This window comes from Microbispora sp. H10836 (genome assembly GCF_012999525.1).
GTDB lineage: Bacteria > Actinomycetota > Actinomycetes > Streptosporangiales > Streptosporangiaceae > Microbispora.
Genome location: NZ_JABBWU010000003.1, coordinates 278,177 through 304,580 on the forward strand (window position 1 = coordinate 278,177; position 26,404 = coordinate 304,580).

Below are 26,404 nucleotides of genomic sequence, written 5' to 3' on the forward strand. Positions count from 1 at the left end.
CGGGCCATGCGCTCTCCCTAGGTGCTGGATCATGCTGCGTCTCGGCAAGGGAGACGGTCCGGTCGAGACCCGGGTTGACGGCGAGAACAATGTTCGGGCCCGCTAATACAAAAGGGACCCGTCCGAAGACGGGCCCCTTCTCTTGTGGTTCGGTCAGCCGATGGTCCAGGTGTCGCCACCGTGGAGGAGGTCGGCGAGGCTGCCGGTGCCCTTGTCGGCCGTGGCCGCCTGGACCTGCTCGTTCAGGAGGTGGTCGTAGGACGGCCGGTCGACCGAGCGGAAGACGCCGATCGGGACGTGCTTGAAGGCCGGTTCGTCGAGCCTGGACAGCGCGAACGCCAGCGACGGGTCGGGGTTGTGGGCGTCGTGGACGAGGATCTCGCTGTCGGCCACCTGCGCGCGGGGCACGACCTGGAGGCCGCCGGTGGGCGACAGCCGTACGGCCTGCTCGTTGTCGCCGGTGCCGAAGACGATCGGCCGGCCGTGCTCCAGCTTGACGGTGATCTCGTCGCGGGTGGCCGGGTCCTTGAGCGTGTCGAAGGCGCCGTCGTTGAAGATGTTGCAGTTCTGGTAGATCTCCACCAGCGACGCGCCCCGGTGCTCGGCGGCCTGGCGCAGCACACCCTGCAGGTGCTTGCGGTCGGAGTCGATGGTCCGGGCGACGAACCCGGCCTCGGCGCCGATCGCGAGGCTGATCGGGTTGAACGGCTTGTCCAGCGACCCCATCGGCGTCGACTTGGTGATCTTCCCGATCTCGCTGGTCGGGGAGTACTGCCCCTTGGTCAGGCCGTAGATCCTGTTGTTGAACAGCAGGATGTTCAGGTTGACGTTGCGGCGCAGCGCGTGGATCAGGTGGTTGCCGCCGATCGACAAAGCGTCCCCGTCGCCGGTGATGACCCACACCGACAGGTCCGGCCGGGAGGCGGCCAGCCCGGTGGCGATGGCCGGGGCCCGCCCGTGGATGGAGTGGAAGCCGTAGGTGTCGAGGTAGTACGGGAAGCGCGAGGAGCAGCCGATGCCGGAGACGAACACGATGTTCTCCCGGCGCAGGCCCAGGTCGGGCAGGAAGGACTGCACCGCGGCCAGGATCGCGTAGTCACCGCAGCCGGGGCACCAGCGCACCTCCTGGTCGGACTTGAAGTCCTTCATGGTCTGCTTGGCGTCGGTGCGGGGGATCAGGGCCAGGCCCTTGCCGTTGAGGCTCCCGTTGAGGGTGTCAGTCACTTTCGATCACGTCCCCGATGACGTCCTGGATGACGGCGGCGAGCTCGGCGGCCTTGAACGGGAGCCCGCGCACCCGGTTGTAGCTGATCACGTCGACCAGGAAACGGGCCCGCAGCAGCATGGCCAGCTGGCCGAGGTTGATCTCGGGCAGCAGCACCTTGTCATAGGCGCGCAGGACCTCGCCGGTGTTGGCCGGCAGCGGGTTCAGGTGCCGCAGGTGCGCCTGGGCCACCTTGTGCCCGGCGGCGCGGACCCGGCGGGCGGCGGCCGCGATCGGCCCGTAGGTGGAGCCCCAGCCGAGCACGAGCACCCGGGCGTCCCCGTCGGGGTCGTCCACGGTCAGGTCGGGCACGTCGATGCCGTCGATCTTGGCCTGGCGCAGCCGGACCATCCGGTCGTGGTTGTCCGGGTCGTAGGAGATGTTCCCGGTGCCGTCGGCCTTCTCGATGCCGCCGATCCGGTGCTCCAGCCCGGGGGTGCCGGGCACCGCCCACGGCCGGGCCAGCGTCTGCGGGTCTCGTTTGAACGGCAGGTAGGTGGTGCCGTCCTCGCCGTTCGGCTGCGTGGTGAACTGCACCGAGATGTCGGGCAGCTCATCGATCTCGGGGATGCGCCACGGCTCCGAGCCGTTGGCCAGGTACCCATCCGACAGCAGCATGACCGGCGTGCGGTACGCAAGGGCGATCCGCGCCGCCTCGACGGCCATGGTGAAGCAGTCGGAGGGGGTGGCCGGGGCCAGCACCGGCACCGGCGACTCGCCGTTGCGGCCGAACATCGCCATCAGCAGGTCGGTCTGCTCGGTCTTGGTCGGCATGCCGGTGGACGGGCCGGCCCGCTGCACGTCCACGATGATCAGCGGCAGCTCCGTGGTCACGGCCAGACCGACGGTCTCGGCCTTCAGCGCGACACCGGGCCCGGAGGTGGTGGTCACGCCCAGCGACCCGCCGAACGCGGCTCCCAGGGCGGCGCCGACGCCGGCGATCTCGTCTTCGGCCTGGAAGGTGCGGATGCCGAAGTGCTTGTGCTTGGACAGCTCGTGCAGGATGTCAGAGGCCGGGGTGATCGGGTAGGAGCCGAGGAACAGCGGCAGCTTGGCCTGTACCGCCGCCGCGATCAGCCCGTAGGCCAGGGCCTGGTTGCCGGAGATGTTGCGGTAGGTCCCCGGCCGCAGGGTGGCCGGCTTGATCTCATAGGAGACCGAGAACGACTCGGTCGTCTCGCCGTAGTTCCAGCCCGCCTGGAACGCCGCGATGTTCGCCTTGGCGATCTCGGGCTTGCGGGCGAACTTGGCCTCCAGGAACGCGATCGTGCCCTCTGTCGGCCGGTGGTACAGCCACGACAACAGCCCGAGCGCGAACATGTTCTTGGCCCGCTCGGCGTCCTTCTTGGAGATGTCGAAACCCTCGAGCGCCTTGACCGTCAGCGAGGTCAGCGGCACCGCGTGCAGCCGCCACTCGGCCAGGGAGTCGTCTTCGAGCGGGTTGCCGTCGTAGCCGACCTTGGACAGGTTGCGCTTGGTGAACTCGTCGGTGTTGGCGATGATGTCGGCGCCCTTGGGCAGGTCGCCCAGGTTCGCCTTCAACGCGGCCGGGTTCATCGCCACCAGCACGTTGGGGGCGTCGCCGGGGGTCAGGATGTCGTGGTCGGCGAAGTGCAACTGGAAACTCGACACCCCGGGCAGGGTGCCCGCGGGGGCGCGGATCTCCGCCGGGAAGTTGGGGAGCGTCGACAGGTCGTTGCCGAACTGGGCCGTCTCCGCCGTGAACCGATCACCGGTGAGCTGCATTCCGTCGCCCGAGTCACCCGCGAACCGGATGATCACACGGTCGAGTTGCTGAACCTGCTTGGTCACAGCTCCTCAGTCCTCCTTGACGCGCCCAGGCCAGCCTGCTTGTGGCACGTTGTCATATCCATGCTAGATCCATCGGGGTCACGCTGGTTTTTCGTAGATGCGCACTTGAGGTGCGGTCTACCGGGACTTTCCACGCCTGTGGCGCGTTCCCGTTCGGTGCCTGGCCGCCGGGGGGGCGGCGCACCGTCAGCCTCGCGAACCTTCCGGGCGACACAGGCCCGACGCGAGCCGGCACAGGTCTAGGTGCAAGCGGGCGACGAGCTTGATTCGGGTCACGATCCTCAACTATATGCGCGGGACTCCCGTGTGACCGCCAAGTGTTCAGCCCTTGAGATCGTGCCGGGGTTATCCTCGAAGTCTGGAGGCGGTATGAGTGGATATTTCGGCTCATATGCCGTGGTCGTCGCCCTCTTCCTCGTCGGCGTAGCGATCTTCGCCGGCGGCCTGTTCGTGAACCGCATGTTACGACCGAGCCGGCCGACCCCCGAGAAGCTCACGACGTACGAGTGCGGAGTCGACCCGGTCGGCGAGGGCTGGGCGCAGTCGCAGATCCGCTACTACGTCTTCACGTATCTCTACGTGGTCTTCGCCGTCGACGCCGTGTTCCTCTTCCCCTGGGCCACCGTCTTCGCCGCGCCCGGATACGGCATGACGACGCTGGTGGAGATGTTCGTCTTCCTCGCGTTCATCGCGCTCGGCATCCTGTACGCCTGGCGCAAGAGGGTGCTGGGCTGGACGTGACCCGACCGGCTACGGGGAGGACAATGGACGGCATGGCGGTGACCGCATGCCCGTGAACGATCTCCCGATGCCCACGGTGGGGCCGGTGTCCCGGCTGGCGCCCAAACCGATGAAGTTCGTGCTGAACTGGGGCCGTCGCTACTCACTGTGGGTCTTCAACTTCGGGCTGGCCTGCTGCGCCATCGAGTTCATCGCCACGTCGATGAGCAGGCACGACTTCATCCGCTTCGGGGTCATCCCGTTCGCCAACGGCCCCCGGCAGGCCGACCTCATGATCGTGTCGGGCACGGTGACGGACAAGATGGCCCCGGCCGTACGCCGGCTGTACGAGCAGATGCCCGATCCCAAGTACGTCATCTCGTTCGGCGCCTGCTCCAACTCGGGCGGGCCGTACTGGGACTCCTACTGCGTCACCAAGGGCGTCGACCAGATCATCCCGGTGGACGTGTACGTCCCCGGCTGCCCGCCCCGCCCCGAGGCGCTGCTGCACGGCATCATGAAGCTCCAGGAGAAGATCGCGGCCGAGACGCTGGAGGACCGCTACCTGCCGGAGGCGGAGTCGTGAGCGCCATCGAGGTTCTGCGCGAGCGGTACGGCTCACGCGTCACCGACTCCTTCGGCCAGGACGTGCTCGACGTGGACCCCGGCGAGTGGGTCGAGGCGCTGGCGTTCGCGCGGTCGGCCGGATTCGAGTTCTTCGACTGGCTGACCGCCGTGGACGAACCGCCCGAGGCGTTCGCCGTCGTGGCCCACGTGTTCGACCCGGTCGCGTTCGCGCACCTGCTCGTGCGCACCCGGGTCCCGCGCGCCGACCCCCGCCTGCCGACCGCCACCGGTGTCTTTCGCGGGGCGAACTGGCACGAGCGGGAGACGTACGAGATGTTCGGCGTGGTCTTCGACGGCCATCCCGACCTGCGCCCGCTGCTGCTGCCGGACGGTTTCGAAGGCCACCCGCTGCGCAAGGACTTCGTGCTGGCCGCCCGCGTCGCCAAGGCCTGGCCCGGAGCCAAGGAACCGGGGGAGTCCGGCCACGGCTCGCCGAGCCGCCGAAGGATGTCGCCCCCGGGCGTGCCGCCCGACTGGGCCTCCGGCTGAGAGGGGTGCCATGGCCGAGGTGCTCGACGTCGCGGTCCGGCTGGTCGTCGTGGTGGCGGCGTTCCTGCTGCTGCCGCTGATCGTCGGGCAGATGGAGCACAAGGCCATGGCCCACATGCAGTCCCGCCTCGGGCCGATGTACGCCGGCGGTTTCCACGGCTGGGCCCAGCTCCTCGCGGACGGCGTCAAGTTCGCCCAGAAGGAGGACGTGATTCCGGCCGCCGCCGACCGGCGGGTGTTCGCGATCGCCCCGGCGGTGGCGCTCGTGCCGTACCTGGTCGTGATGGTCGTGATTCCGGTCGGCCCCGGGCTGGCGGCCGTGGACCTCGACGTGGGGCTGTTCTTCGTGCTGGCGGTGATGGGCGTCGGCGTACTCGGCGCGATCATGGCCGGCTGGGCCTCGGCCAACAAGTACAGCGCCCTCGGCGGCATCCGGGCCGCCGCCCAGCTCATGTCGTACGAGCTGCCACTGGTGCTCGCGGCCTCCAGCGTGGCGATGGCCGCGGGCACGTTGTCCCTTCAGGGCATCGCCGAGCAGTGGCGCTGGTGGTGGCTTCCCTGGCAGGCGATCGGCGCCTTCGTCTTCTTCGTCGCCGGGCTGGCCGAGCTGCGGCGGCCACCGTTCGACATGCCGATCGCCGAATCCGAGCTCATCATGGGCCCGATGACCGAGTACACCGGGTTCCGCTTCGCCCTGTTCATGCTCGCCGAGTACGCCGGGATCGTCGTCCTGTCCGCCCTGACGACCGTGCTGTTCCTCGGCGGCTGGCAGGGCCCGCTCCTGCCCGGACCGGTCTGGACGCTCATCAAGGTCTTCGCCCTGGCCTTCGTCGTCATCTGGGTCCGGGTGAGCTATCCCCGGATGCGCGAGGACCAGTTGCAGAAGTTCGCCTGGACCGTCCTGGTGCCCCTCGCCCTCCTCCAGCTCGCCCTCACCGGCGTCGTCAGGGTTCTCACCGCCTGAGCGGCCTCACAGCGGGCACCTCCACCCCGGCCACCCCGCCGTCGCCTCGTCCTCCCACACCTGCAGTGCCTTCCCACTGAAGCTGGTTTCCGCGTGGCTTCTCGCCTGCGTTCATTTGGCGATGCCGATCTCCGGAGAGGGAGCGACCATCAAGGGGGGCATCTCCATGTGTTCCCGGCCTTCTCGGCCTGCTCGGTCCACTCAAGCAGAGTCTGTCCCCGGTACTTGACGTTATCGTGCGTCGTGTACCAATCGGTGAAGTCGGCGTTGGGAAGCACTTTTCCCTCTCTCAGCCACGTCGCGGACCGCAATTGCTCGTCAGGAATGGCGCCGCGATCTAGTAGACACTGAACCGCCTTCTCTATCGCCGCCTTCCGTTGGCGTGCCGGATCGGTCTTCTGTTCTGAGGCGGCGCCACCATCGCATGCCGTCACTCCCAGGGCGATGAGAATCGCCAGGGCGGGCAGGCGGAGTGCGAACCGCCCCGTCATCGTTGCATGTCCATGGCGTGCTCTGCGTTTCTCACCCATTCCTCCAATCTGCGGCCACCGTATACGACTCCTTCATGTGTGCTGTACCAGTCGGTGAAATCCGCGTTCGGGCTGATCGCTCCATCCTGGTACCAGGAGGTGTTCGCGGGCAGATCGATCGCATCGGCGATCAGAAGTCCTTGGATCACAGGAATCTTGACGTGGAGCAGGCGTGCTCGGAACTCGTCCTCATTGATCTTATAAGCTTCTATCTTGTGATCGGTGTTGATGAGCTCGCTCGTAGGGGGTTGCGCAACGGCGACGAATACTTGGGAAACGGTGCCTGCGCCCAGTGCTCTGCTGAAACTGAGCGCGCCCCATCCGCCGGATACGATGGACAAGAAGGTTTGGAAGTGCTGTGCTTTCTCGTCCAACTGCTGAGCTTCGTTGAATTTGAAGTCCTTCTTGATCCTGGCGATCATGCCGTTGAGCCCACTCATCTGGGCAAGATAGTTCTGATTCGGGTCCCGGATGGACGCGGCCACGCTTGCGCTGATTCGAGCGTCCATCCTCCCTTCGAAGGCGCCGAGGTCCTTGGGGTCGTGCAAGGCTTGCCTGAGGAGTTCGGCCAGTGCAGCGCTGTCGACGTAGGAGACCCATGGAGCGCCCGGCTGATCGCCGTGCGGACGGGCCTTGTTGCCGTAACCGTTGACGGAGGCGGCGAAATCGGGAAGGTAGCGGTCGGCGGTGTAGATCAGCGCGTGCCGGATCTCTCTGGGCAGCACCGTCTGCGGGTGAAGCTTGGAGAAGTCGGCGGTGGCTTGGACGATGTGAACGACGGACCAGGCCGACTCCTTGGCGTCCGTTGACGTGCCCCGCTCCGCCGAGACGGCGGCCTTGAGGAAGGCGGCCGTGGAGGAAGAGGTGTCGATTTGCCCGGGGGGTTCGAGGTAGCCGGGGGCTGCATCCCTGCTGACTGGGTCGAGATAGGCGCTGGAGTACAGGCTCGCGTCGTAGCCGGGGGTGTGCCAGGAGTTGCTGACGAGCATGCGGGCGTACTTGAGGCCGGTGGCCGGATCGCCCAGCACGTGCCGGGCGGCCATCCCGTTTTCCGCGGCCCGTTGGAGGACGGCCCCCACGGCGTCGTACTCCGCCATGAGCCGCTGATGACGTGAGGCGTCGACGTCGGTCTCCAGCTTGCCGCGGGCGGGCGGCCAGATGGTCTTGCCGGCGGCGCGGGCGTCGAGCATGGCGCGAGTCAGGTCGGCGAGCAGGCGGGAGTCCCACGACCTGCCCTCGGGGCCGTACTTCACGAGCATTCCGACCGACCAGGGGTCGGAACTTCCGGTGAGGGTGGCGCGGGTCGCGGCGGGCAGCAACGGGCGGCGGTCCTTGCCCGTGCCGACGCGCATCTGGCTGGCGGCGGCCAGGGACGCCCCGAGCGCCCGCAGTACGCTCACGCTCTCCGCGCTGAACAGCGCGCTACCCGCTCGTTCGTACAGCGCGCGGGCCGCGCGTAGCGCGAGCGGGCCCGCCCCCGCCCAGAAGGCCGCCTGGTAGTCCTTGTCGGCGAGGTGCCGCCGCAGACTCTCCGGCAGTCCCAAGAGAGCGATGCGTGCGTTCTCGGGGTCCTTGGCCGCGAGGGCGGCGGACAGCGTCTCCGCATCGCGCTCGCCCTGGTATCCGCTCTGCCCCGTCGCCTCCCAGTCCAGCCGTACGTTGGGCGGTCGATTGGAGGTGAGGCCGAGGACGCCGGGCGCCCGGCCCAGCGCGCTCCAGCCCTGCTGCCTCGCCAGTTCGTACGCCCTGGTCGTGCGGGCGTCCATGTCGCGGACGTCGTCGAGCGCGGCGGCGATGAGGCCGGGCAGCGAGGTTACCGCGACTTCGCTCCCCCATTTCTGCATTTTCTGCTGTATGAGCGGACTGTGCCGGGCCAGCAGCTCATGAAGCTGTTCCAGTCGTTTGGTCAGCTCCTTGAGATTTTCGGGATCGACTCCGACGAACTCCCCCACGGCGATCCTTCCCGGTGCGGCGGCCTACGAGGCGGCTTTGCGGCGCTCCGCCTCCTCCACACGGGCGATCAGGTGCGGCTGCTCGGCGAGCACGGCGTCGAACAGCCTGGTGAGCTGGGTCCTTCTGGCGTTCCAGCCGGTCGCCCAGCGGTCGGCCGCCGGGCCCTGCCAGGTGTGTTCACCGAACATGGCGGGGACGGCGGTGAGCGCCTGGAGGATCTCCCGCACGGCGATGGCGGCCGCGGCCATGTCCGCCCTGCATTCGGCGATCTCGGATGACGTCACTGGCCCTCCCGTTTCTCACGGCTGACGCACCGTAGAGCCTAAGGAAACACCGATCGCTCAGCCAGGGATATGTGCGACGACAACCGGGATTACCGAATGACTATGGGAGGTAAATGCCGTATTCGGCGAGATCGGCGGTGAGGTTCGGAGGCAGGGACGCGGCGGCCGAGACGTCCTCGGCCGAGACGAAGCCGCCGACCTGGTCGCGTACGCGCACGATCTGCTCGGCGAGCGCGGGCGTCAGTCCCGGCAAGCCGGCGATGACCGAAGCGGGGGCGCGGTTGACGTCGACCAAACCGCCGTCGTCGTACTGCCTCGGCAGGTCGGGCCGCCCTATCCGCAGCTCGCGTGCCAGCACGGGATCGCGCTGCGCGAGTTCCCTGGCCTGTTCCCGCAGGGCGCGGCGGTGCTGCACGAACGCGACCGCCTGCTCGTTCGCGGACGAATCCGGCAGGAGGTCGTCGAAGACCTGCTTCCTGACCGTGAGCGAGTGCACGGTGCCGACGAGCCAGGGGCCGAGCATGCCGAGGACCATGGCGAGGGACACGAGGAACGGTGCTTCGGCTTCGTCGTACGCCTCGGCCAGATAGATCCACGTGCCGATGGCCGTGGCGTACCCGGCGGAAGCGGCCCCGTACCACGCGCTGCGCCTGCGCAGAGCGGCGTACAGCATGGTGAGGGGGGTCCCGAAGCCGCAGGTGTACAGCGGGGCGAGCGCCCACAGGTAGCTGGGCGCGCTGGAAGGCCGCTGCACGGGTGGCGGTGGGGGCATCGGCGGGGGAGGGGGCGGTGGCACGGGTGGCTGTGCGGGCGAAGCCGGATGGGCGCCGTAAGGGCCCGGCCACTGCTGCCCGTACGGTCCCCCCCGGTGCCGGTACGGATTCTGTGGTCCCTGCCCCTGTGGTCCCTGCGGTCCCTGCTGCCCGTGCCCCTGTGGTCCCTGTCCGCGCGGCCCTTGTGGTCCCTGCGGTCCGTGCCCTTGTGGTCCCTGCGGTCGTTGCGGTCCGGGCGGGTAACCTCCCGGCCCCCCATAGCCGTTCATGGTCCAGACGATACGGATATGTCGGTGTTTGCGCTGCCCCTTCTCCCCACACCCCTGTGGACAACCTTGGGGATGACCGTGTGGATGATGTGGAAAACCGTCGGGATGGAGTCACACGTTCACTCGCCGCCGATAGTGCGCGATGATGAGCGTGTGGCGCGCATTCCAGGAGAAGGGCTGGCCAAGGGCCTGGCCGTGACCATGCGGCACATGCTGCGTAAGTCGGAGACGCAGCAGTACCCGGAGGTCCACCCCGACCTGCCCGCCCGCAGCCGGGGCGTCATCGCCCTGGTCGAGGAGAACTGCACCGTCTGCATGCTGTGCGCCCGGGAGTGTCCCGACTGGTGCATCTACATCGACTCCCACAAGGAGACCCTGCCCGCGCCCGAGGGCGGCCGTCCGCGCGCCCGCAACGTACTCGACCGCTTCGCGATCGACTTCTCGCTGTGCATGTACTGCGGCATCTGCATCGAGGTGTGCCCCTTCGACGCGCTGTTCTGGTCACCGGAGTTCGAGTACGCCGAGTACGACATCCGTGACCTCCTGCACGAGAAGGACAGGCTGGGCGAGTGGGCCGCGACCGTGCCCCCGCCGCCGGCGCACGAGGTCGGCGCCGAACCGCCGAAGGAACTGTCGGCCGGTTCCCGCCCGGCGCCGGCCGGCCGTACGGCGCCGCCGGCGCGGGTGAAGGGACCGGCCGAGGGCGCGTCCGCGGCTCAGGAGACGGCCCAGGAGACGGCCCAGGAGACGGCTCAGGAGGCCGCGCGGGAAACCACGCGGGAAACAGCGCGGGAGACCGCGCGACCGGCGGCCGAACCCGTGAAGGCCCCGGAGAGCCAAACGCGGCGTGAGCCGCCGAGAGCCATGCGGGACATCCGCTCCATCCGGCCGCCGGGCTCGCTGCCCAGGAAGAACGGATCGTCGCCGGAGAAGAAGGACGGGCCCGAGGGGGAGCGATGACCTCCCAGGCGCCGGGGTTGTGGCCGCCCTCGGGGCCTGAGGTCGTCTTCCTGCTGCTCGGCGCCGTCGCCGTCGGCTCGGCGCTGCTGGTCGTCACGACCAGGCAACTCGTCCACGCGGCGCTGTGGCTGGTCGTCTGCTTCGGCGCGCTCGCGGGCGGCTACCTGGTGCTGACGGCCGAGTTCGTCGCCTGGGTGCAGGTGCTGATCTACGTGGGCGCGGTCGTGGTGCTGCTGCTGTTCGGCATCATGCTGACCCGCGCGCCCATCGGGCCCTCCGCCGGCCTCGACTCGGGCAACCGGTGGGCCGCCGCGCTGGTCGCCGTCGCGACCGCCGGCGTGCTCGTCACCGTGGTCGTCACCGGCTTCCGCACGGCGTACGCGCCGCTCCGGCCCGGGCAGGGGTCGGCCGGATCCCTGGGGGCGAGCGTCTTCCGCACCTGGGTGCTGCCGTTCGAGGCGCTGTCGGTGCTCCTGCTCGCCGCGCTGGTCGGCGCGATCGTCCTGTCCCGCACCGACATCAGGGGGCGGGAATGACCTCGTTATCGGCCAGACCCGCGGCCCGGAGGCGGTGAGCGCGATGCACGTCGTCTACCCGGTGGTGGTCTCCGCCCTGCTGTTCTCCATCGGTGTGTACGGCGTGCTGGCCCGGCGCAACGCGATCCTCGTGCTGATGTCGGTCGAGTTGATGCTCAACGCGGTCAACCTCAACCTGGTGGCCTTCGACGTCTGGCTCGGGGACCGTCTGCATGGCGGTCAGGTGCTGACGCTGTTCGTCATCGTGATCGCCGCGGCCGAGGTCGGCCTGGGGCTGGCGATCGTGCTGGCGGTCTTCCGCACTCGGCGGACCGTCGACGTCGACCGGCTGCGCGCGCTCGCCGAAGTCGTACGGACACCCGATCCGGGGCGCCCGGAGGGGGAGGACGCCTCGTGATCGCCGTGGTGGCCCTGATCGTCCTGTTGCCGTTCGCCGCCGCCGTGGCCGGGCTGCTCGCGACCCGCCTGGGCACCCGGAATCTGGGCGCTCGTAGCGGACCGGCGGCGTATCGGCGGGCGGCGTGGTTCGCGATCGTCCCGGGCGCGGTGTCGGCGGCGCTCACGGTGTGGCTCGCCGCGGCCCTCGCGCGTGGTACGGCCCCGGCGGGCGGGCGCTTCTGGTCGGAGCTGCTCCCCGGACGGGCCGAGGGCACGCTGACGCTGGTCGAGACGGGAGCGGCGCCGATCTCCCTGACTCTGCGCGCCGACGGATTGTCAGTGCTCGCCGGCATCCTGGTCGTCGTGGTCGCGCTGGCGGTGCAGGTCTACTCGGTCGGGTACATGCGGGACGAGCCCCGCTACCCGTCCTACAGCGCGTTCGTCAGCCTGTTCACCAGCGCCATGCTGCTGGTGGTCTACGCGGGGGACCTGATCGTCCTCTACGTCGGCTGGGAGATCATGGGCCTGTGCTCCTACCTGCTCATCGGGCACTGGTGGGAGGACCGGGCCAACTCCCGGGCGGCGGTCAAGGCGTTCCTGGTCACCCGGCTCGGCGACGTCGGCTTCCTGTTCGGGATCTTCATCCTCGGCACGGCCGCGGGCAGCTTCCGGATCGACGACGTGCTGCGCGCCGACATCCTTCAGCACGCCGAAAACAGGGGCACGCTGATCGCCGCGACGCTCCTGCTGCTCGCCGGGGTCGCGGGCAAGAGCGCGCAGGTGCCGCTGCAGACCTGGCTGCCCGACGCGATGGCCGGGCCCACCCCGATCAGCGCGCTCATCCACGCGGCCACGATGGTGGCCGCGGGGATCTTCGTCGTCGCCCGGCTCTATCCCGCCTTCCTCGCGGCGCCGCCCACGCTCGACGTGCTGGGCGTGGTCGCGGCCGTCGGCATGCTGGGCGCCGCGCTGGCCGCCCTGGCGCAAAGCGACCTCAAACGCGTGCTGGCCTACTCGACGATCAGCCAGCTCGCCTACATGGCCGCCGCGCTGGCGGCCGGGTCCGACCGGGCGGCGATGTTCCACCTGGTGTCGCACGGCGCGTTCAAGGCGCTGCTGTTCCTCTGCGCGGGCCTGGTCATCCACCACGTCGGGTCGAACCTGATCAGTCACATGGGCGGGTTGCGCACCGCCCTTCCCGTGACGTTCTGGACGATGACCGTCGGCTTCGCCGCGCTCGCGGGACTGCCGCCGGCGAGCGGCTTCTTCAGCAAGGACGCGGTGATCGCGGCGATCGAGCACGGGACGGGACCGGCCCAGCCGTTCGTGCAGGCGTCGGCGCTGCTGACCGTGGGGGTGACCGGGGCGTACGCCGCCCGCGCCTGGCTGCGCACGTTCTTCGGTCCCACCCGGATCGAGCTGCTCGCGGAGCCGCCGCCCGGTGTCGCCCATGTCTTCGACGGCAGGGAGGCGCCCGCGTCGATGCTGTGGCCCGCCGGAGTGCTGGCCGTGCCCGCCCTGCTGCTCGGCCTGGCCGGCCCGATGACCGGGGTGGAGATCGAGTGGGGGTCGGCGGCCGTCAGCCTCGCCGTGGCGCTGCTCGGCGCCGGGATCGTGTACGCCCTGTGGCGGGCGGCGCCCGAGCAGGACCCCGCCCGGCTGCTCGGCCCGTTCCGGGTGCCGTGCGAGCGGGCCTTCTACGTCGACGCCGCGTACGCCGCGCTGGTCGCCCGGCCCGTCCTGCGCCTGGCTCGGGGGGTGGTCCGCACGGACGCGCGGCTGGTGGACGGCGCGGTCCGGGGTTCGGGCCGGGCGACGCTCGGCCTGTCCGCCCTGGTGCGGCGCGCCCAGAACGGCAACGCGCAGCTCTACGTCACCGGCCTGCTGGCCGGGATCGTGCTGATCGCGGTCGCGGCGGTGGTGCTCACATGACGCGGCGGGCTCACAGCGGCGGCACGCGGCTTCGCGTGGCGGTGGTGACGACATGAGCTGGCTGCCGATCGCGCTCGTCGCCGCGCCGCTGCTGGGAGCGCTCATCGCCCCCGCCACCCGGGACAGGGCGGTGACCTGGGGGATCGCGGTCTCCGCCGTGGTGCTGGCCCTCGCCGTCACGCTCGCCGCGGTCTTCGACCACGCGCGCCCCGCCGCCATGCAGCTGCGGACCGACCGGCCGTGGATCCCCGGCCTCGGCCTGCGGTTCCACCTGGGGGTGGACGGCGTCTCGCTGCCGCTCGTCGTGCTGACCGCGTTGCTGACGTTCCTGTGCTTCGTCCACCTCGCGGGGCACCCGCCCGCGGGGGGCCGCACGGGCGCGCTGGTCGTCACGCTGCTCGTGCTCGAGGTCGGCATGATCGGCACGTTCCTCGCCCTCGACCTGCTGCTGTTCTTCGTGTTCTTCGAGGTCGTGCTCGTGCCGATGTACTTCGTGATCGCCCTGTGGGGCGGCGCGGGCAGGCGGGCGGCGTCTCTGAAGTTCATCCTCTACACGCTGCTCGGCTCGGCCGTCCTCCTCATCGGCCTGCTCGTGGTCTGGACGGAGGCCGGCACGCTCGACATGGTCGCGCTGGCCGGGCGGCACGGCTCGGGAATCGCCCGGTCGGCGCAGATCGTCGCGTTCCTCGCCATCGGGCTCGGCCTGGCGGTGAAGACGCCCATGTGGCCGCTCCACACCTGGCTGCCCGACGCGCACACCGAGGCGCCGACCGTCGGCTCGGTCCTCCTCGCGGGCGTGCTGCTCAAGATGGGCTCGTACGGCTTCGCCAGGATCGCGATCCCGGTGCTCCCCGAGGGCGCCGCGGCCCTGGCCCCCTGGCTCGGCGCGCTCGCCGTCGTGGGCATCGTGTACGGCTCGCTCGCCTGCCTCGCCCAGCGCGACCTCAAACGGATGATCGCCTACTCGTCCGTCGGCCACATGGGCTTCGTGCTGCTCGGGTTCGCCTCGCTCACGCCGGTGGGCCTGAACGGCGCCCTGTTCGCCAACGTCGCCCACGGGCTCATCACCGGGCTGCTGTTCTTCCTCGCCGGAGCCGTCAAGGAGCGGTACGGCACGGCCGACATGAGGCGGCTGGGCGGCGGCATGCTGCGCCGCCTGCCGTACGTCGCGTCGCTGCTGACCTTCGCCTGCGTCGCCTCGCTGGGCCTGCCCGGCCTCGCCGGGTTCTGGGGGGAGATGCTCGCGCTGCTCGGCGCGTTCCGCCCGGCCGCCGTCGTCTCCCGGCCGCTGTTCCTCGTGTTCATGGCCGTCGGCGGGCTCGGCACGGTGCTCACGGCGGCCTACTTCCTGCGCATGCTCTCCCGGGTGACGCACGGCCGGCCGGTCGAGACGATCCCGCCGGGACCGCCGCTTGCCACCGCCGAAGGCGTACGCGCGGTGCTGAGCGAGGCGGGGGAGGGCGCCGAACCGGTCGAACCGGTCGCGGCAGCAGCCGCGGTGGCCGCCCTGGAGCGGGAGCCCGAAGCCGTGGTGGACGGCGGAGAGGCTGGTGCGACGGGCGCCGCCAGGGCTCTGGGGGCAGGCGCCGCCGATGCCGCGGAGACGGGCCAGGGGAAGCGGCCTTTCCGGGACGTCACCGCCCACGAGCTGGTGGCCTGGCTTCCGCTGGTGGCGCTGATCGTGCTGTTCGGCCTGTGGCCGAAGGCCCTGCTCGCCGTCACCACGCCCGCCGTACAGGCGCTCCTCGGACCGGGGGTGGCGCCATGACGGGCGGGGTGATCCAGTCCATCGACTTCGCCGCCGTGGCGGCGCCGCTGGTCCTCGTGCTGGTGGCCGGGCTCGTGCTGCTGCTGGACGCGTTCCTGCCCGCCCGGCCCGGCGGCGCGCGGGCGCTCGGCCTCGTCACGCTCGGCGGCCTGGCCGCGGCCCTGGCCGTGGTGGCCGTCCAGGCCGCGAGCGGCGAGACCCGGCGCACGTTCTGCGTCCCCGCCTCCCTGGCAGGAGAGTCCGCCGCGGCGTCGTGCTCGTTCGTCGCGGACCGCTTCACCCTGGTCGTCGCGGCGATTGTGCTGGCCGCCGGGCTGGTCGTCGTGCTGCTGTCGATGACGGAGATCGCCGGTACCGGGCCGGGAGAGCGCGGCCGGATCCCGGCCGGGGAGTGGTACTTCCTGCTGCTGGCAACGCTGGCCGGGGCCGTCCTGCTGCCGGCCTCCCGCGATCTCGTCATGCTGGTCGTGTCGCTGGAACTCGTGTCGCTGCCGGTCTTCGCGCTGACCGCGCTCAGACGTCATGACGGCCGCGCGTCGGAGGCGGCCCTCAAGCTCTTCCTGGTCTCCGTGGTCTCCACCGCGATCACGTTGTTCGGCGTGTCGCTGCTCTACGGCGTGACCGGCTCGGTCCACCTCGACCGGATCGACGCCGCCCTGCGGACGACCGGGGACACGGTCGGCGGCACGGTGGGCGGCACGGCCGGGGACATGGCCCAGGTCACGGCGGTGGCCACCGTGCTGGTGGTGGCGGGCTTCGCGTTCAAGATCGCCGCGGTGCCGTTCCACTTCTGGGCGGCGGACGTCTACCACGGCGCCCCGATCCCGGTCGCGGCGTTGCTGTCGGTGGTGTCCAAGGCGTCGGGCTTCGCCGGGCTGATCCTGCTGCTGACGTCCGCGCTGCCGGAGAGGGCGGCGCTGTGGGCTCCCGGGGTGGCGGTCGTCGCCGCGCTGACGATGACGGCGGGCAACGTCCTCGCCATGCGGCAGCGTGCCGCCGTACGGCTCCTGGCCTGGTCGTCGGTCGCGCAGTCGGGCTACATCCTCGCGCCGCTGGCCGCCTATGCCGCCGGACCCCGCGTGGCCGTCGGGGCGTCGATCGCCTACCTCGTCTTCTACGCCGCGATGAACCTGATCGCCTTCGCGGTGGTCATGCTGGTGTCGCAGCGCGAGGGCGGCGACCTGGAGGCGTACCGGGGGCTGGCGTCGCGGAGCCCGGCCGCCGGGCTGTCCCTCGCCTTCGCCCTCGTCTGCCTGGCCGGGCTGCCGCCGGGGCTCGCCGGGCTGTTCGCGAAGATCGTCGTCTTCCGGGCCGTCGTGGACGGCGGGCTCGGCTGGCTGGCCGTGGTCATGGCGGCCAACACGGTGGCAGGGCTCTACTACTACATCGCCTGGACCGCCCGGCTGTTCGCGCCGCCCGCGGCGGGCGAGAGCCGTACGGTCCAGGCGAGAGCGGCGGCCGGGGCCGCCGTCGCCGTCACGGTCGCCGTCACCGTGGTCTTCTCCGTCGCCCCGCAGGTGGTGCTGTCCATGACAGGGTGAGGCGCGTCACGGGGAACGTTCGTCCAGGCCATGCGCGTTGGTAGGGCTGGACGCACCGAGCCGTGAGGAGGAGGCGTGCACCACAACCGCCTGCGCACCGCGGCCCTGCTGGGGGCGCTGTCCGCGTCGCTCCTGGTGGCCGGGGCCTGGCTGGGGGGTGGCACGGGTGCCCGGATCGCCGTCGTGGCCGCACTCGTGGTCAGCGGCGTCGCCTACTTCTGCGCCGACAGGATCGCGCTGTCCGCCATGCGGGCCCGGCCCGTGGCCGAGGTGGAGCAGCCGGTCCTCTACCGCGTCGTCCGGGAGCTGTGCACCGAGGCCCGCGGGCCGATGCCCCGTCTGTACGTGTCCCCGACCATGCAGCCCAACGCGTTCGCGACCGGCCGCAACCCGCGTGACGGGGTGGTGTGCGTCACGCACGGCCTCCTCGGGCTGCTGGACGAACGCGAACTCAAGGGTGTGCTCGGCCATGAGCTGTCGCACATCCACAACCGGGACATTTTGATCTCCTCGGTCACGGGCGCGCTCGCCACGATGATCACGTACTTCGGGTACGCGGGCGTGCTCTTCGGCTCCGACGACGACGAGGGCCCGGGGGTCCTCGGCGCCGTGCTGGTGGTGATCCTCGGGCCGGTCGCGGCCACGATGATCCAGGTGTCGATCGCGCGCTCGCGGGAGTTCGCGGCCGACGACGCGGGCGTACGGCTGACGGGCGACCCGCTGGCCCTCGCCTCCGCGCTGCGCAAGATCGAGATGGAGGTCCGCAGGCTGCCGCTCCCGGAGAACGGCAGGCTCGCCTCGGCCGGCCACATGATGATCGTCAACCCTTTCCGGGGCACCCGGATCAGCAGGTTGTTCGCGACGCACCCGCCGGTCGCCGCGCGGATCGCCCGTCTGGAGCGGATGGCCGGCTACCGGCGGTGACGCGCAGGGACCCGTTCAGGAGTGCTGGGCGACCGGGTCGGTCTCCGCGGCGCCGAGGGCGGGCAGCCCGTCGATGCTCTCCCGGTTGTGCTTGGCGCGGTAGTCCCGCCGCTGCTGGACGTCCTTGCGTCCCGCCCACTCGTCGAGCAGCGTGCGGTCCTGCTCGTACGCCATGAAGGGCACCGAGTAGCCGCACGAGTCGGCGATGCGGTCGCAGCTCACGACGATGACCGAGCGCACCCCCGGATGCGGCCCGAAGAGCGTGAGCAGGTCCGCGAAGCCGGCGTCCCCGGGGGTCACCACGCGGCCGGTGCCGAAGAGACGGACGATCTTCGGTGGCCCGCTGAAGGCGCAGAACATCAGCGTGACGCGGCCGTTCTCACGGATGTGGGCGATGGTCTCCACGCCGCTGCCGTCGAGGTCGAGGTAGGCCACCGTCGTGTCGTCGATGACGGCGAAGGTGTCGGAGTACCCCTTCGGGGACACGTTGACGTGGCCGCCCCGCTCGGGAGCGGTCGCGACGAAGAAGACCGGCTGCGTGGTGACGAACTCGCGCAGCCGGTCGGTGAGCTTCTCGTAAATCTTGCCCATACCGGGACGATAACCCGCATCACTCCCCGGGCAGCCACCACGTCCACAGGCTGGACTTCACCCGGAAGGAGTCCAGCTTGGTGGTGGCGCCGGTGCCGGCGTCGAGGCCGTGGACCACGACTCCGGTCGTCTCGCCGGTCTTCGCCGAGTCCAGGGTCTCCCAGAGCTTGAGGCCGCCGTCAGGGGTCCACTCCAGGCGCCTGGCCGACTCGTTCTTGGGGACGCGGACGTCGACGGCCTCGCCCACGGTGTCGTTCGCGAGGTCGTACACCCGCAGCCGCTGCCTGCCGGAGGTGGTGGTGATCAGCACCGCCACGGAGGAGCCGTCGTCGGCGAGCGCCGTCGGGCTGTTGTTGGCCACCACCTGCGGCACGACCTGGGTGTTCGTCTGCCGCCCGTCCTGGTCGTACACGCTGAACCGGCTGGTGTTCTCGGCTGTCCCCCGGGAGACGAGCAGGTGCTTCCCGTCGGGACTGAAGCCCAGGATCGCGGCACCGGCCGGGATCTTGCGCGCCTTCCCCGTACGCACGTTCACGAGGAGGGACGGCGCTTTGTCGTCCTCGTCGTAGTAGTCGATCGTGAGCAGGCCGCCGTCCCGCGACAGGGTCATGGCGAGGTCGCCCGTGCCGATGCCCTTGGGCGGCTTCGACACCGAGCGGGGAAGCACGCGGACCTTGTTCGTGGTCACGTCGCGGACGACGAGCAGGCCGTCCTTCTTCCGGAAGTACGACACGTGCCGCCCGTCGCCGCTCACCGTCAAGGGCGTGCTCGACTGCTTGTCGATCTTCCCCTTGGCTGTGCGCGGGTTCACCTGGACGTCCTTGAGCACGCTGTCACGGCCGTTGCGGAGCAGCAGGTGCCACGAGCCGCAGGGGAAGTAGTTGTCCTTCTTGTGGCAGGACTTCAGCCAGGCGTACCGGACGGGGGACGCGGAGGATGCCGTGGCGGAGGCGGCTCCCGTACGCGCCTCCGCCTGCGCGGCGCCGGCGAGGGTGGTCAGCGCCATGGTGGCCGCCGCCGAGAGGGCGAGGATCGCGGGCTTTCTCATCGGAGTTCCTTTCGTCCCGCCGGGATCGGATGTCGCCTGGATAGACGCGGTGCGAGGACGGAAGGTTCTGTCACGAATCAGCCACGGCAAGATCTCTACACATTTGGTGGGGAAAGGGATGGAAGATCCCGCCTTCCATGGTGTTTACTGCTCCTATCCATTTGGGGTGGCTTGGTAGACAAGCCAGGTCACAGGGAAGGTGTGGCATGGCAGACAGGGACGAGCGCGGCGTCCACACCCGCCGGGGATTCCTGAGGACGGCGGTCACCGGGATCACCGTGCTGTCGGCCGCGGCGCTGCTGGAGGCCTGCGGCGCGGCGCCGTCGTCACCGGCCGGTTCGAAGGCGCCGGGCGGAAGCGCCGCCGGCGGCACGGACACCGGCAAGGAGATCGGCGTGCTCCGGGTGTCGCTGCCCGGATCGCTGTCGAACCTCTACCCCGGGCAGGAGTCCGGCATCCTCAACTACTACGTCGCCGGGATCTGCATGGAGGGGCTCGTCGGCGTCGACACCACGGGGAAGATCGTCCCCGCCCTTGCGTCGAGCGTCGAGCGCACGTCGCCGACCACATTCGTCTACCGGCTGCGCCCGGACGCCCGGTTCCACGACGGCACCCCGGTCACCGCCGACGACGTGCTGCACTCGATCGAGATGGCCAGGGACGAGAAGGTCTCACCCGCCACGGCCTCCTACTGGGCGAATCTGAAGAAGGCCGAGAAGACCGGGGACGCCGAGATCACCCTGACCGCCACGACCGCCGACGTGGCGTTCGCCTGGCTTCCGTCGAACGTCAACGCCCTGTGGATCGCCCCCAAGGCCGCATGGGAGAGCGCGAAGAGCGGATTCGGCACTCCGCAGTCGCTCCCCGTCGGCACCGGGCCGTACAAGGTCACAGGATTCGTCCCCGACTCCTACGTCGAGTTCACCCGCGTGGACACCTGGCACGGCGCCCGGCCGAAGATCGCGAAGATCCGGTTCGAGTTCGTGCCCGACGAGAACACCCGCCTGCTGGCGTGGCAGGCCGGGAAGGCCGACATGGCGCTCAACGTGCCGCTGGCCCAGTCGCGCCAGTGGGAGGGCGCCTCCGGCACCCGGGTGGTGTACGCGCCCGACCGCTCCTACGCCGGGCTGACCTTCAACACGAAGGCCGCGCCGTTCGACGACGTGCACGTCCGCAGGGCGGTCGCCCACGCGGTGAACCGCCAGGCGATCGTCGACAAGATCCTGCGCGGCCGGGGCCAGGTCGCCACCGCGCTGTCCACGCCCGAGCAGTTCGGCGGCCTGTGGACGCCGCAGGAGGCGACGCGGAAGCTCGCCGCCGTCCCCCAGTACGCGTACGACCTGGAGAAGGCGAAGCAGGAGCTGGCGCAGTCGAAGGTGCCGAACGGGTTCAGCGCGAACCTGTCCTACCCGAACACCGGCCCGCACCTGGGGACGGCCGCGCAGGCGTTCGCCGCCGACCTGCAGAAGATCGGCATCACGCTCGACGTGAAGGAGCTGCCGATCGAGCAGTGGCTGGCCGAGCTGAACGAGTTCCCGCCGCTGAGCTACATGTGGTACTTCAACACCACCGGCGATCCGGGCGAGCTGGCGAGCTGGTTCCTGGGCGAGGGCAACCCCGCCAAGTACGCGAACGAGAACATCACCGCGACGATGGCCAAGGCCACCGCCGAGGCCGACCCGGCGAAGAGGGCCGGCCTGCTGATCGAGGCCCAGACGGCGCAGGCCGCCGACCTCGCGTACCTGCCCCTGTGGTGGGGCCAGGCGGCGACCGCCTTCGGCAGCGCGATCGGGGTCAGGGACTACACCTCCTACACCCTGCTGGCCGACTGGCCCGGTCAGGTCTACGCGGCCCGATGAGGGCGGCACAGTGAGCCGCGCCGTCCTCGCCTTCGCGCTGCGCCGGGCCGCCGCCACGCTCGCGCTGTTGTTCGCCCTGTCGCTGCTCGTCTTCGCGTTGCTCTACCTCGCCCCCGGCGACGTCGCCCGCAACCTGCTGGGCACCCGCAACGTGACGCCGGAGGCCCTGGCCCGGATCCGCGAGCTGTATCACCTGGACGAGCCGTTCCTCGCGCAGTACTGGTGGTGGCTGTCCCACGCGGTCACCGGCGACTTCGGCACGTCCATCCGCGCCGGAGGGCAGGTCGGGCCGCTGCTGCTCGACCGGACCGGCGTCACGGCGGCCACGGCCGGGCTGGCGTTCCTGCTGTCGGTCCTGGCCGGCGTCCCGGCCGGGATCGCCACCGCCGTACGGCGCGGCCGGCCGCTCGACCGGGCGATCGTGGCGGCCTCGGTCGCCGGGGTCAGCGCGCCCGGCTTCGCGGTAGGACTGATCCTGTTGTACGTCTTCGCGCTGGGACTGGGCTGGTTTCCCGTCTACGGCACCGGCGAGGGGTTCCTCGACGCGCTGTGGCATCTCGTCCTGCCGGCGGTGGCGCTCGCCTTCGGGCTCGGCGCCTTCGTCGTGAAGCTGACCCGGGCGGCGGTCATCCGGGAGCTGGACCAGGACTACGTGACGTTCGCCCGGGGCCGCGGCCTGTCCGAGCGGCGGGTGCTGCGCCTCGTGCTGCGCAACGCGGCGATCCCCATAGTGACCAGCCTCGGCCTGATGGTCGCCTACCTGTTCGGCGGGACCGTGCTGATCGAGGTCACCTTCGCGCTGCCCGGGCTCGGGTCGCTGGTGGAGGAGTCGGTGCTGTTCAAGGACATCCCGGTGGTGCAGGCGCTGACGCTCGTCGTCGCGCTGGTCGTGTCGGTGACCGCGCTCGCCGTGGACCTGTCGTACCTCGCGATCGACCCGCGCGTACGGACCAGGGCGGTGCGCCGATGAAATCGATGAAGCGGAGGACGAATACGCGGCCGCCGGTCGTCGCGATCCTGTCCGCCGTCGTGCTCGCGGCCGTCGGAGTCTGCGCGGTGGGCCGGGAACTGGTCGCGCCGCACGCCCTCGACCAGGACGTCTACCTGGGCGTGGTCGGTGCGGGCATCGAGGGCCACCTGTTCGGCACCGACCAGCTCGGCCGCGACATCCTGCAGCTCTCGCTCGCGGGCGCCCGCTCCGCGCTGGCCGGTCCGATCGTGGTCGCCCTGGGGTCGATGGTGATCGGGTTCCTGCTCGGGACCTTCGCGGGCTACCGGGGCGGGATCGTGGACATGCTGGTCGGCCGTTACGCCGACCTGCTGCTGGCGCTGCCGTCCGTACTGCTGGCCATCGTGGTCGCCGGGCTGGTGGGGCGCGGTTACTGGATCACGGTCGCCGTGCTGATCGTGCTGTTCTCGCCGTCCGACGTGCGGCTCGTGCGGGGGGCGGTGATGGAGCAGACGCCCCGGCCCTACATCGAGTCGGCCCGGCTCCTGGGCATCCGGCCGATGCGGATCATGTTCCGGCACATCGCCCCCAACATCGTCCCGATCGTGGTCGCCAACCTCCTGCTCAACGTGGCGTTCGCGCTGGTCGCGCTGTCCTCGCTGTCATACCTCGGGCTCGGTGTGCCGCCCGGGGCGCCGGACTGGGGGCGCCAGCTCGCCGACGGGCGCGCGCTGCTGGGCGACAACCCGCTGGCGGCCGTCGTGCCCGGCGTGCTGATCATCCTCACGGCCACCGTGGTGAACCTGCTCGGCGACTGGCTGTCGGAGACGCTCGACCGGAAGGTGACAGCCCGATGACGCCCTTGCTCCAGGCCCGGGACGTACGGGTGACCTCGGCGGCCGGCGTCCTCGTCTCGGGCGCCGGCCTGACGGTCGCGCCGGGGGAGACCGTGGCCGTCGTCGGCGAGTCCGGATCGGGCAAGTCGATGACCGCGAGGGCGCTGACCGGCCTGCTGCCCGAGGGCGTGCGCGCCACCGGGCGGCTGGAGCTGTCCGGGCAGGCGTACGACCTGGCCGCCGCACGCACGCCCTGGCAGCACATCCGCGGTTCGCGGATCGCGCTGCTGCTCCAGGACCCGTTCACCTCGCTGTCGCCGGTGCACCGCTGCGGCGAGCAGATCGGCTGGGCGCTGCCGCGCGCCGGCCGCGCCGCGGGGATCGCCCGGCTGCTGGACGAGGTGGGGCTGCCCGCCGAGGTCGCGGGGCGGTATCCCTTCCAGCTCTCCGGCGGCATGCGCCAGCGAGTGGCGATCGCCGCGGCGCTGGCCGCCGGGCCCGATCTGCTGATCGCGGACGAGCCGACCACGGCGCTGGACGTGACGACCCAGCACGAGGTCCTCGAACTCGTCGCCGGGCTGCAGCGGGCGCGTCACATGGGCCTGATCCTGATCACTCATGACCTGCGGCTCGCACGGGCCAGGGCCGACCGGATCATGGTGATGTACGCCGGGCGGCTCGTCGAGGAGGGCCCGGCGGCCCAGGTGATGGACCATCCCGCCCACCCCTACACGGCCCGGCTGGCCGCCTGCGACCCGCCCGTCACCCACCGCCTGCCGGCGCTTCCGACGATCCCCGGTGCGGTGCCCCGGCCCTACGAGGTAGGGGGCGCCTGTGCCTTCGCGGACCGGTGCGAACTCGCGGTCGAGGCGTGCCGTACGGCCGAGCCCGCCCTCGCCGAGGTCGCGCGCGGACACCGGGCGGCGTGCGTGCGCCCCTCGGACGTGCGACCGGTAGCCGTTCCCCCTCTCGCTGTTCCCCCTGCCGCGGCCGTCGCCCCGGAGGCGGGCCCGGCGCCCGCCCTGCTGACCGTACGCGGACTGACCAAGAGGTTCCCCGGGGCGTCCGCGCAGGCGCTCGACGCCGTCGACCTGCGGATCGCGGCGGGGGAGGCGGTCGCGGTGGTCGGCGAGTCGGGCTCCGGCAAGACCACGCTCGCTCGGTGCGTGGTCGGCCTGGAACGGCCCGACGGCGGGAGCGTCGAGTTCGGCGGCGGGGCCACCGGGCCGAGGCGGGTGCAGTACGTGTTCCAGGACCCGTACTCCGCGCTGAACCCCGGTCTCACCGTCGGCGCCTCGCTGGCCGAGGCGCTCAAGGCCGCAGGCCGCCCACGGTCGGAGGCGCGGTCGGACGTGCCCGGCCTGCTCGACCTCGTCGGCCTGCCCGCGGCGTACGCCCGGCGCAGGCCCGCAGCGCTGTCGGGCGGCGAGCGCCAGCGCGTGGCGATCGCGCGGGCCCTCGCCCCGGGCGCCGAACTGCTGGTCTGCGACGAGCCCGTCTCCGCGCTCGACGTCTCGGTGCAGGCGCAGGTGCTCAACCTGCTGTCGGACCTGCGCCGCGAGCTGGGGCTGACCCTGCTGTTCATCACCCATGACCTGGCCGTCGCCCGGCAGGTCGCCGACCGCGTGTACGTGATGCGTCGCGGCCGGGTCGTCGAGACCGGACCGGTCGGCGGCGTGCTGGGCGCCCCGGCGCACGAGTACACCCAACGGCTGCTGGCGTCCGTGCCGGCGGCGACCCGAGCGGAGTGAAGATCCTGATGACCGAACTACGCGTCGACGTGCTGCCCGTCACGCAGGACGTGGCCTGCGTCGCCGACGGACTCGACGCCGTGCCCGGCGACCTGCTGCGCCGCTGGCGGCTCGCGGGCGGCGTGCAGGTGCGCACGCTTGTCACGGCCCGTACGGAGGGGAGGCTGGCCGGGGCCGCCTTCGAGGTGCACAGGCCGCTCACCGCGTACCGGAAGATCGTGGACGTGTGGGCGCCCGACGACGCGGTCGCCGACGTGCTCGTGCGCACCATCGAGGAGCGCGCCTGGCGGGAGGGCGCGGTGGCGGTCAAGCGGTGGTTCGCGGCGCGCGACGCGGCGTGGGAGCGCTCTCTCGGCCGCGGCTACCGGGAGGTGCCGGTGCCCACCTGGGCGGGCCCGGTCGTGGACGGCCCGGAGATCGGCCACGGGCAGGTGCGCTGGCGCGGGCGGCCGCCCGCGCGGGCGCTGCCGTACATGCGCCAGACGACCGACTTCACCTGCGGGCCCGTGGCGCTGCAGATGGCCCTGGCCGGGGTGGGGCTGGGGGGCGAGCCCTCCCGTGAGGAGGAACTTCGGCTGTGGCGCGAGGCGACCACCGTGGCCGGCTGCGACCCGCTGGGCCTTGCGCTCGCCGCCGCGGGCCGGGGCGCCAGTCCCGAGGTGCTGCTGTCCACCGAGGCGCCGACCCTGCTGGAGCTGTGCCGTACGGACGAGGAGCGCGAGCTGCGGCGCTTCATCCAGACGGGGTTCCGGGCCGAGCTGTCCCGCAGGGGCGTCGGCGTGGAGACCGTCGCCTTCGACCTCGACCGGCTCCGCGCGGTCGTCGAGGGCGGCGGGGTGGCGCTCGTGCTGATCGAGCAGTTCGGCATGCACGACGAGAGCTGCCCGCACTGGATCGCCGTTCACGGGGTGGACGGGGACGTCTTCCACGTCAACGACCCGTGGACGGACACCCACCTGGGGGAGACCTATCTCGACGCGCTCGACCTGCCGCTGCCCGCCGCGACGCTCGACCGGCTCGCGTGGTACGGCCGACCGAGTTACCGGAGCATGATCGCGCTCAACTGACCGTTCAGTCGGAGGGCATCGAGACGAGTGTCAGCAGCCGGGCCGGCTCCGCGCCGGTCCGGTAGCCGTGCTCGGTCTCGGCGGAGAACCGCACGACGTCCCCCGCCCCGAGACGCACCTCGTACGTCGCGACCTCCAGGGTCACCGCGCCGGACAGGACGTAGGCGAACTCCTCCGACCCCCGCCCGTGGGGGGCGCTTTCGTGGGCGTGCTCCGGCGGCAGCGGCGTCTCGTACAGCTCGAAGCGGCGCCGGTCCAGGGAGCTCAGCAGGGTGCGCGCCGCGCCGTCGCCGGCGCGGCGCATCACCTGCGGCTCGTACAGCGGCGTCCGGGTGAGGTCGGCGAACGACAGGTCGAGCGCCTCGGCCAGCCCCGCCAGCACCTCGACCGTGGGGTTGGCCAGGCCGCGCTCGATCTGCGACAGCAGCGCCTTGCTGAAGCCGGAGCGGTCCGCCAGATCGCGGATGCTGAGACCCCGCGTGTGCCGCGCGTGCCGCACGTTGCTCGCGATCGCCGCCCGCACCTGCTCCGAGAGCGCGCCCACCCGCCCATCACCCCCCTCGAAGTACGCCATTGTTC

General features: G+C 71.0%; 24 protein-coding genes. 16 read left to right on the forward strand and 8 right to left on the reverse strand.

Going from position 1 to position 26,404, the window contains the following annotated elements; translation table 11 throughout:
* Positions 1 to 153: 153 nt before the first annotated feature.
* The gene (locus tag HHX30_RS08785; protein ID WP_311922215.1) at positions 154 to 1,224 is read right to left on the reverse strand and encodes a 2-oxoacid:ferredoxin oxidoreductase subunit beta; all 1,071 of its coding nucleotides are present in this window, start codon (positions 1,222 to 1,224) and stop codon (positions 154 to 156) included.
* Positions 1,217 to 3,076 carry a 2-oxoacid:acceptor oxidoreductase subunit alpha gene (locus HHX30_RS08790; protein WP_169981255.1) on the reverse strand — a complete coding sequence of 620 codons (1,860 nt, stop codon included), beginning with the start codon at positions 3,074 to 3,076 and terminating at the stop codon, positions 1,217 to 1,219. Before HHX30_RS08790 ends, HHX30_RS08785 begins: the two co-directional genes overlap by 8 nt.
* A gap of 369 nt (positions 3,077 to 3,445) precedes the next feature.
* Between HHX30_RS08790 and HHX30_RS08795 the strand changes: the two genes are divergently transcribed.
* The 4 genes from HHX30_RS08795 to nuoH all read left to right on the forward strand — a co-directional run bounded on the left by HHX30_RS08795 (position 3,446) and on the right by nuoH (position 5,876).
* Entirely contained in the window at positions 3,446 to 3,817 is a 372-nt protein-coding gene (locus HHX30_RS08795) for an NADH-quinone oxidoreductase subunit A (RefSeq protein ID WP_169981257.1), read from the forward strand.
* A gap of 67 nt (positions 3,818 to 3,884) precedes the next feature.
* A complete protein-coding gene (locus HHX30_RS08800; RefSeq protein ID WP_211591810.1) occupies positions 3,885 to 4,382 on the forward strand; it encodes an NADH-quinone oxidoreductase subunit B family protein in 498 nt (165 codons plus the stop codon).
* The gene (locus HHX30_RS08805) at positions 4,379 to 4,912 is read left to right on the forward strand and encodes an NADH-quinone oxidoreductase subunit C (RefSeq protein WP_311922216.1); all 534 of its coding nucleotides are present in this window, start codon (positions 4,379 to 4,381) and stop codon (positions 4,910 to 4,912) included. The genes HHX30_RS08800 and HHX30_RS08805 overlap by 4 nt, the downstream gene beginning before the upstream one ends.
* A gap of 10 nt (positions 4,913 to 4,922) precedes the next feature.
* Positions 4,923 to 5,876 (forward strand): NADH-quinone oxidoreductase subunit NuoH, encoded by a 954-nt coding sequence (gene nuoH / locus HHX30_RS08810; RefSeq protein ID WP_169981261.1) that lies wholly within the window; start codon positions 4,923 to 4,925, stop codon positions 5,874 to 5,876.
* A 487-nt stretch (positions 5,877 to 6,363) separates the two neighbouring features.
* On the opposite strand, the gene HHX30_RS08815 is transcribed toward nuoH, so the two are convergent.
* The 3 genes from HHX30_RS08815 to HHX30_RS08825 all read right to left on the reverse strand — a co-directional run bounded on the left by HHX30_RS08815 (position 6,364) and on the right by HHX30_RS08825 (position 9,397).
* Positions 6,364 to 8,358, reverse strand: a complete 1,995-nt coding sequence (locus HHX30_RS08815) for a hypothetical protein (protein WP_169981262.1) — start codon at positions 8,356 to 8,358, stop codon at positions 6,364 to 6,366.
* 24 nt (positions 8,359 to 8,382) lie between these two features.
* Positions 8,383 to 8,643: a hypothetical protein gene (locus HHX30_RS08820; protein WP_169981263.1), complete on the reverse strand. Its 261-nt coding sequence runs from the start codon at positions 8,641 to 8,643 to the stop codon at positions 8,383 to 8,385.
* A gap of 100 nt (positions 8,644 to 8,743) precedes the next feature.
* Positions 8,744 to 9,397 (reverse strand): helix-hairpin-helix domain-containing protein, encoded by a 654-nt coding sequence (locus tag HHX30_RS08825; protein ID WP_311922217.1) that lies wholly within the window; start codon positions 9,395 to 9,397, stop codon positions 8,744 to 8,746.
* 441 nt (positions 9,398 to 9,838) lie between these two features.
* Between HHX30_RS08825 and HHX30_RS08830 the strand changes: the two genes are divergently transcribed.
* The 7 genes from HHX30_RS08830 (at position 9,839) to HHX30_RS08860 (ending at position 17,724) form a co-directional block, all read left to right on the forward strand.
* The gene (locus tag HHX30_RS08830) at positions 9,839 to 10,645 is read left to right on the forward strand and encodes a 4Fe-4S binding protein (RefSeq protein ID WP_311922218.1); all 807 of its coding nucleotides are present in this window, start codon (positions 9,839 to 9,841) and stop codon (positions 10,643 to 10,645) included.
* Positions 10,642 to 11,181: an NADH-quinone oxidoreductase subunit J gene (locus tag HHX30_RS08835; protein WP_169981265.1), complete on the forward strand. Its 540-nt coding sequence runs from the start codon at positions 10,642 to 10,644 to the stop codon at positions 11,179 to 11,181. The genes HHX30_RS08830 and HHX30_RS08835 overlap by 4 nt, the downstream gene beginning before the upstream one ends.
* A 43-nt stretch (positions 11,182 to 11,224) precedes the next feature.
* Entirely contained in the window at positions 11,225 to 11,578 is a 354-nt protein-coding gene (gene nuoK / locus HHX30_RS08840) for an NADH-quinone oxidoreductase subunit NuoK (protein WP_169981519.1), read from the forward strand.
* Positions 11,575 to 13,491: an NADH-quinone oxidoreductase subunit L gene (locus HHX30_RS08845; protein ID WP_169981266.1), complete on the forward strand. Its 1,917-nt coding sequence runs from the start codon at positions 11,575 to 11,577 to the stop codon at positions 13,489 to 13,491. The genes nuoK and HHX30_RS08845 overlap by 4 nt, the downstream gene beginning before the upstream one ends.
* A 52-nt stretch (positions 13,492 to 13,543) precedes the next feature.
* Complete coding sequence (locus tag HHX30_RS08850) at positions 13,544 to 15,259, forward strand: NuoM family protein (RefSeq protein WP_169981267.1); 1,716 nt, start codon at positions 13,544 to 13,546, stop codon at positions 15,257 to 15,259.
* A complete protein-coding gene (locus HHX30_RS08855; RefSeq protein WP_211591760.1) occupies positions 15,256 to 16,800 on the forward strand; it encodes an NADH-quinone oxidoreductase subunit N in 1,545 nt (514 codons plus the stop codon). Before HHX30_RS08850 ends, HHX30_RS08855 begins: the two co-directional genes overlap by 4 nt.
* A 75-nt stretch (positions 16,801 to 16,875) precedes the next feature.
* Entirely contained in the window at positions 16,876 to 17,724 is an 849-nt protein-coding gene (locus HHX30_RS08860; protein ID WP_169981268.1) for a M48 family metalloprotease, read from the forward strand.
* Between the two features lie 15 nt (positions 17,725 to 17,739).
* Here the strand turns inward: HHX30_RS08860 and HHX30_RS08865 are convergent, their stop codons facing one another.
* Positions 17,740 to 18,315 (reverse strand): pyridoxamine 5'-phosphate oxidase family protein, encoded by a 576-nt coding sequence (locus tag HHX30_RS08865; RefSeq protein WP_169981270.1) that lies wholly within the window; start codon positions 18,313 to 18,315, stop codon positions 17,740 to 17,742.
* 19 nt (positions 18,316 to 18,334) lie between these two features.
* Positions 18,335 to 19,363 carry a hypothetical protein gene (locus HHX30_RS08870; RefSeq protein WP_169981272.1) on the reverse strand — a complete coding sequence of 343 codons (1,029 nt, stop codon included), beginning with the start codon at positions 19,361 to 19,363 and terminating at the stop codon, positions 18,335 to 18,337.
* A gap of 206 nt (positions 19,364 to 19,569) precedes the next feature.
* Here HHX30_RS08870 and HHX30_RS08875 point away from each other — a divergent pair, with 206 nt between their 5' ends.
* From HHX30_RS08875 to HHX30_RS08895, 5 genes are read left to right on the forward strand one after another with little or no spacing between them, the layout of a single operon-like run.
* Positions 19,570 to 21,222 (forward strand): ABC transporter substrate-binding protein, encoded by a 1,653-nt coding sequence (locus HHX30_RS08875; RefSeq protein WP_169981274.1) that lies wholly within the window; start codon positions 19,570 to 19,572, stop codon positions 21,220 to 21,222.
* A gap of 10 nt (positions 21,223 to 21,232) precedes the next feature.
* On the forward strand, positions 21,233 to 22,192 hold the full coding sequence (locus tag HHX30_RS08880) for an ABC transporter permease (protein WP_169981276.1): 960 nt from the start codon (positions 21,233 to 21,235) through the stop codon (positions 22,190 to 22,192).
* A gap of 5 nt (positions 22,193 to 22,197) precedes the next feature.
* The gene (locus tag HHX30_RS08885) at positions 22,198 to 23,028 is read left to right on the forward strand and encodes an ABC transporter permease (protein WP_211591761.1); all 831 of its coding nucleotides are present in this window, start codon (positions 22,198 to 22,200) and stop codon (positions 23,026 to 23,028) included.
* Entirely contained in the window at positions 23,025 to 24,758 is a 1,734-nt protein-coding gene (locus tag HHX30_RS08890; protein WP_169981280.1) for an ABC transporter ATP-binding protein, read from the forward strand. The genes HHX30_RS08885 and HHX30_RS08890 overlap by 4 nt, the downstream gene beginning before the upstream one ends.
* Positions 24,759 to 24,766: 8 nt before the next feature.
* A complete protein-coding gene (locus tag HHX30_RS08895; RefSeq protein ID WP_169981282.1) occupies positions 24,767 to 25,825 on the forward strand; it encodes a peptidase C39 family protein in 1,059 nt (352 codons plus the stop codon).
* Positions 25,826 to 25,829: 4 nt separating this feature from the next.
* Here the strand turns inward: HHX30_RS08895 and HHX30_RS08900 are convergent, their stop codons facing one another.
* Positions 25,830 to 26,399, reverse strand: coding sequence for a helix-turn-helix domain-containing protein (locus HHX30_RS08900; protein ID WP_169981284.1), 570 nt, complete (start codon positions 26,397 to 26,399; stop codon positions 25,830 to 25,832).
* Between the last annotated feature and the right edge of the window lie 5 nt (positions 26,400 to 26,404).

Excerpts from the sequence above, each read along its gene's own strand:
- HHX30_RS08795 (WP_169981257.1), top strand. The coding sequence starts at position 3,446 with ATGAGTGGATATTTCGGCTCATATGCCGTGGTCGTCGCCCTCTTCCTC.
- HHX30_RS08800 (WP_211591810.1), top strand. The coding sequence starts at position 3,885 with ATGCCCACGGTGGGGCCGGTGTCCCGGCTGGCGCCCAAACCGATGAAG.
- nuoH (WP_169981261.1), top strand. The coding sequence starts at position 4,923 with ATGGCCGAGGTGCTCGACGTCGCGGTCCGGCTGGTCGTCGTGGTGGCG.
- HHX30_RS08835 (WP_169981265.1), top strand. The coding sequence starts at position 10,642 with ATGACCTCCCAGGCGCCGGGGTTGTGGCCGCCCTCGGGGCCTGAGGTC.
- nuoK (WP_169981519.1), top strand. The coding sequence starts at position 11,225 with ATGCACGTCGTCTACCCGGTGGTGGTCTCCGCCCTGCTGTTCTCCATC.
- HHX30_RS08850 (WP_169981267.1), top strand. The coding sequence starts at position 13,544 with ATGAGCTGGCTGCCGATCGCGCTCGTCGCCGCGCCGCTGCTGGGAGCG.
- HHX30_RS08855 (WP_211591760.1), top strand. The coding sequence starts at position 15,256 with ATGACGGGCGGGGTGATCCAGTCCATCGACTTCGCCGCCGTGGCGGCG.
- HHX30_RS08865 (WP_169981270.1), bottom strand. The coding sequence starts at position 18,315 with ATGGGCAAGATTTACGAGAAGCTCACCGACCGGCTGCGCGAGTTCGTC.
- HHX30_RS08870 (WP_169981272.1), bottom strand. The coding sequence starts at position 19,363 with ATGAGAAAGCCCGCGATCCTCGCCCTCTCGGCGGCGGCCACCATGGCG.
- HHX30_RS08875 (WP_169981274.1), top strand. The coding sequence starts at position 19,570 with ATGGCAGACAGGGACGAGCGCGGCGTCCACACCCGCCGGGGATTCCTG.
- HHX30_RS08885 (WP_211591761.1), top strand. The coding sequence starts at position 22,198 with ATGAAGCGGAGGACGAATACGCGGCCGCCGGTCGTCGCGATCCTGTCC.
- HHX30_RS08890 (WP_169981280.1), top strand. The coding sequence starts at position 23,025 with ATGACGCCCTTGCTCCAGGCCCGGGACGTACGGGTGACCTCGGCGGCC.
- HHX30_RS08895 (WP_169981282.1), top strand. The coding sequence starts at position 24,767 with ATGACCGAACTACGCGTCGACGTGCTGCCCGTCACGCAGGACGTGGCC.
- HHX30_RS08900 (WP_169981284.1), bottom strand. The coding sequence starts at position 26,399 with ATGGCGTACTTCGAGGGGGGTGATGGGCGGGTGGGCGCGCTCTCGGAG.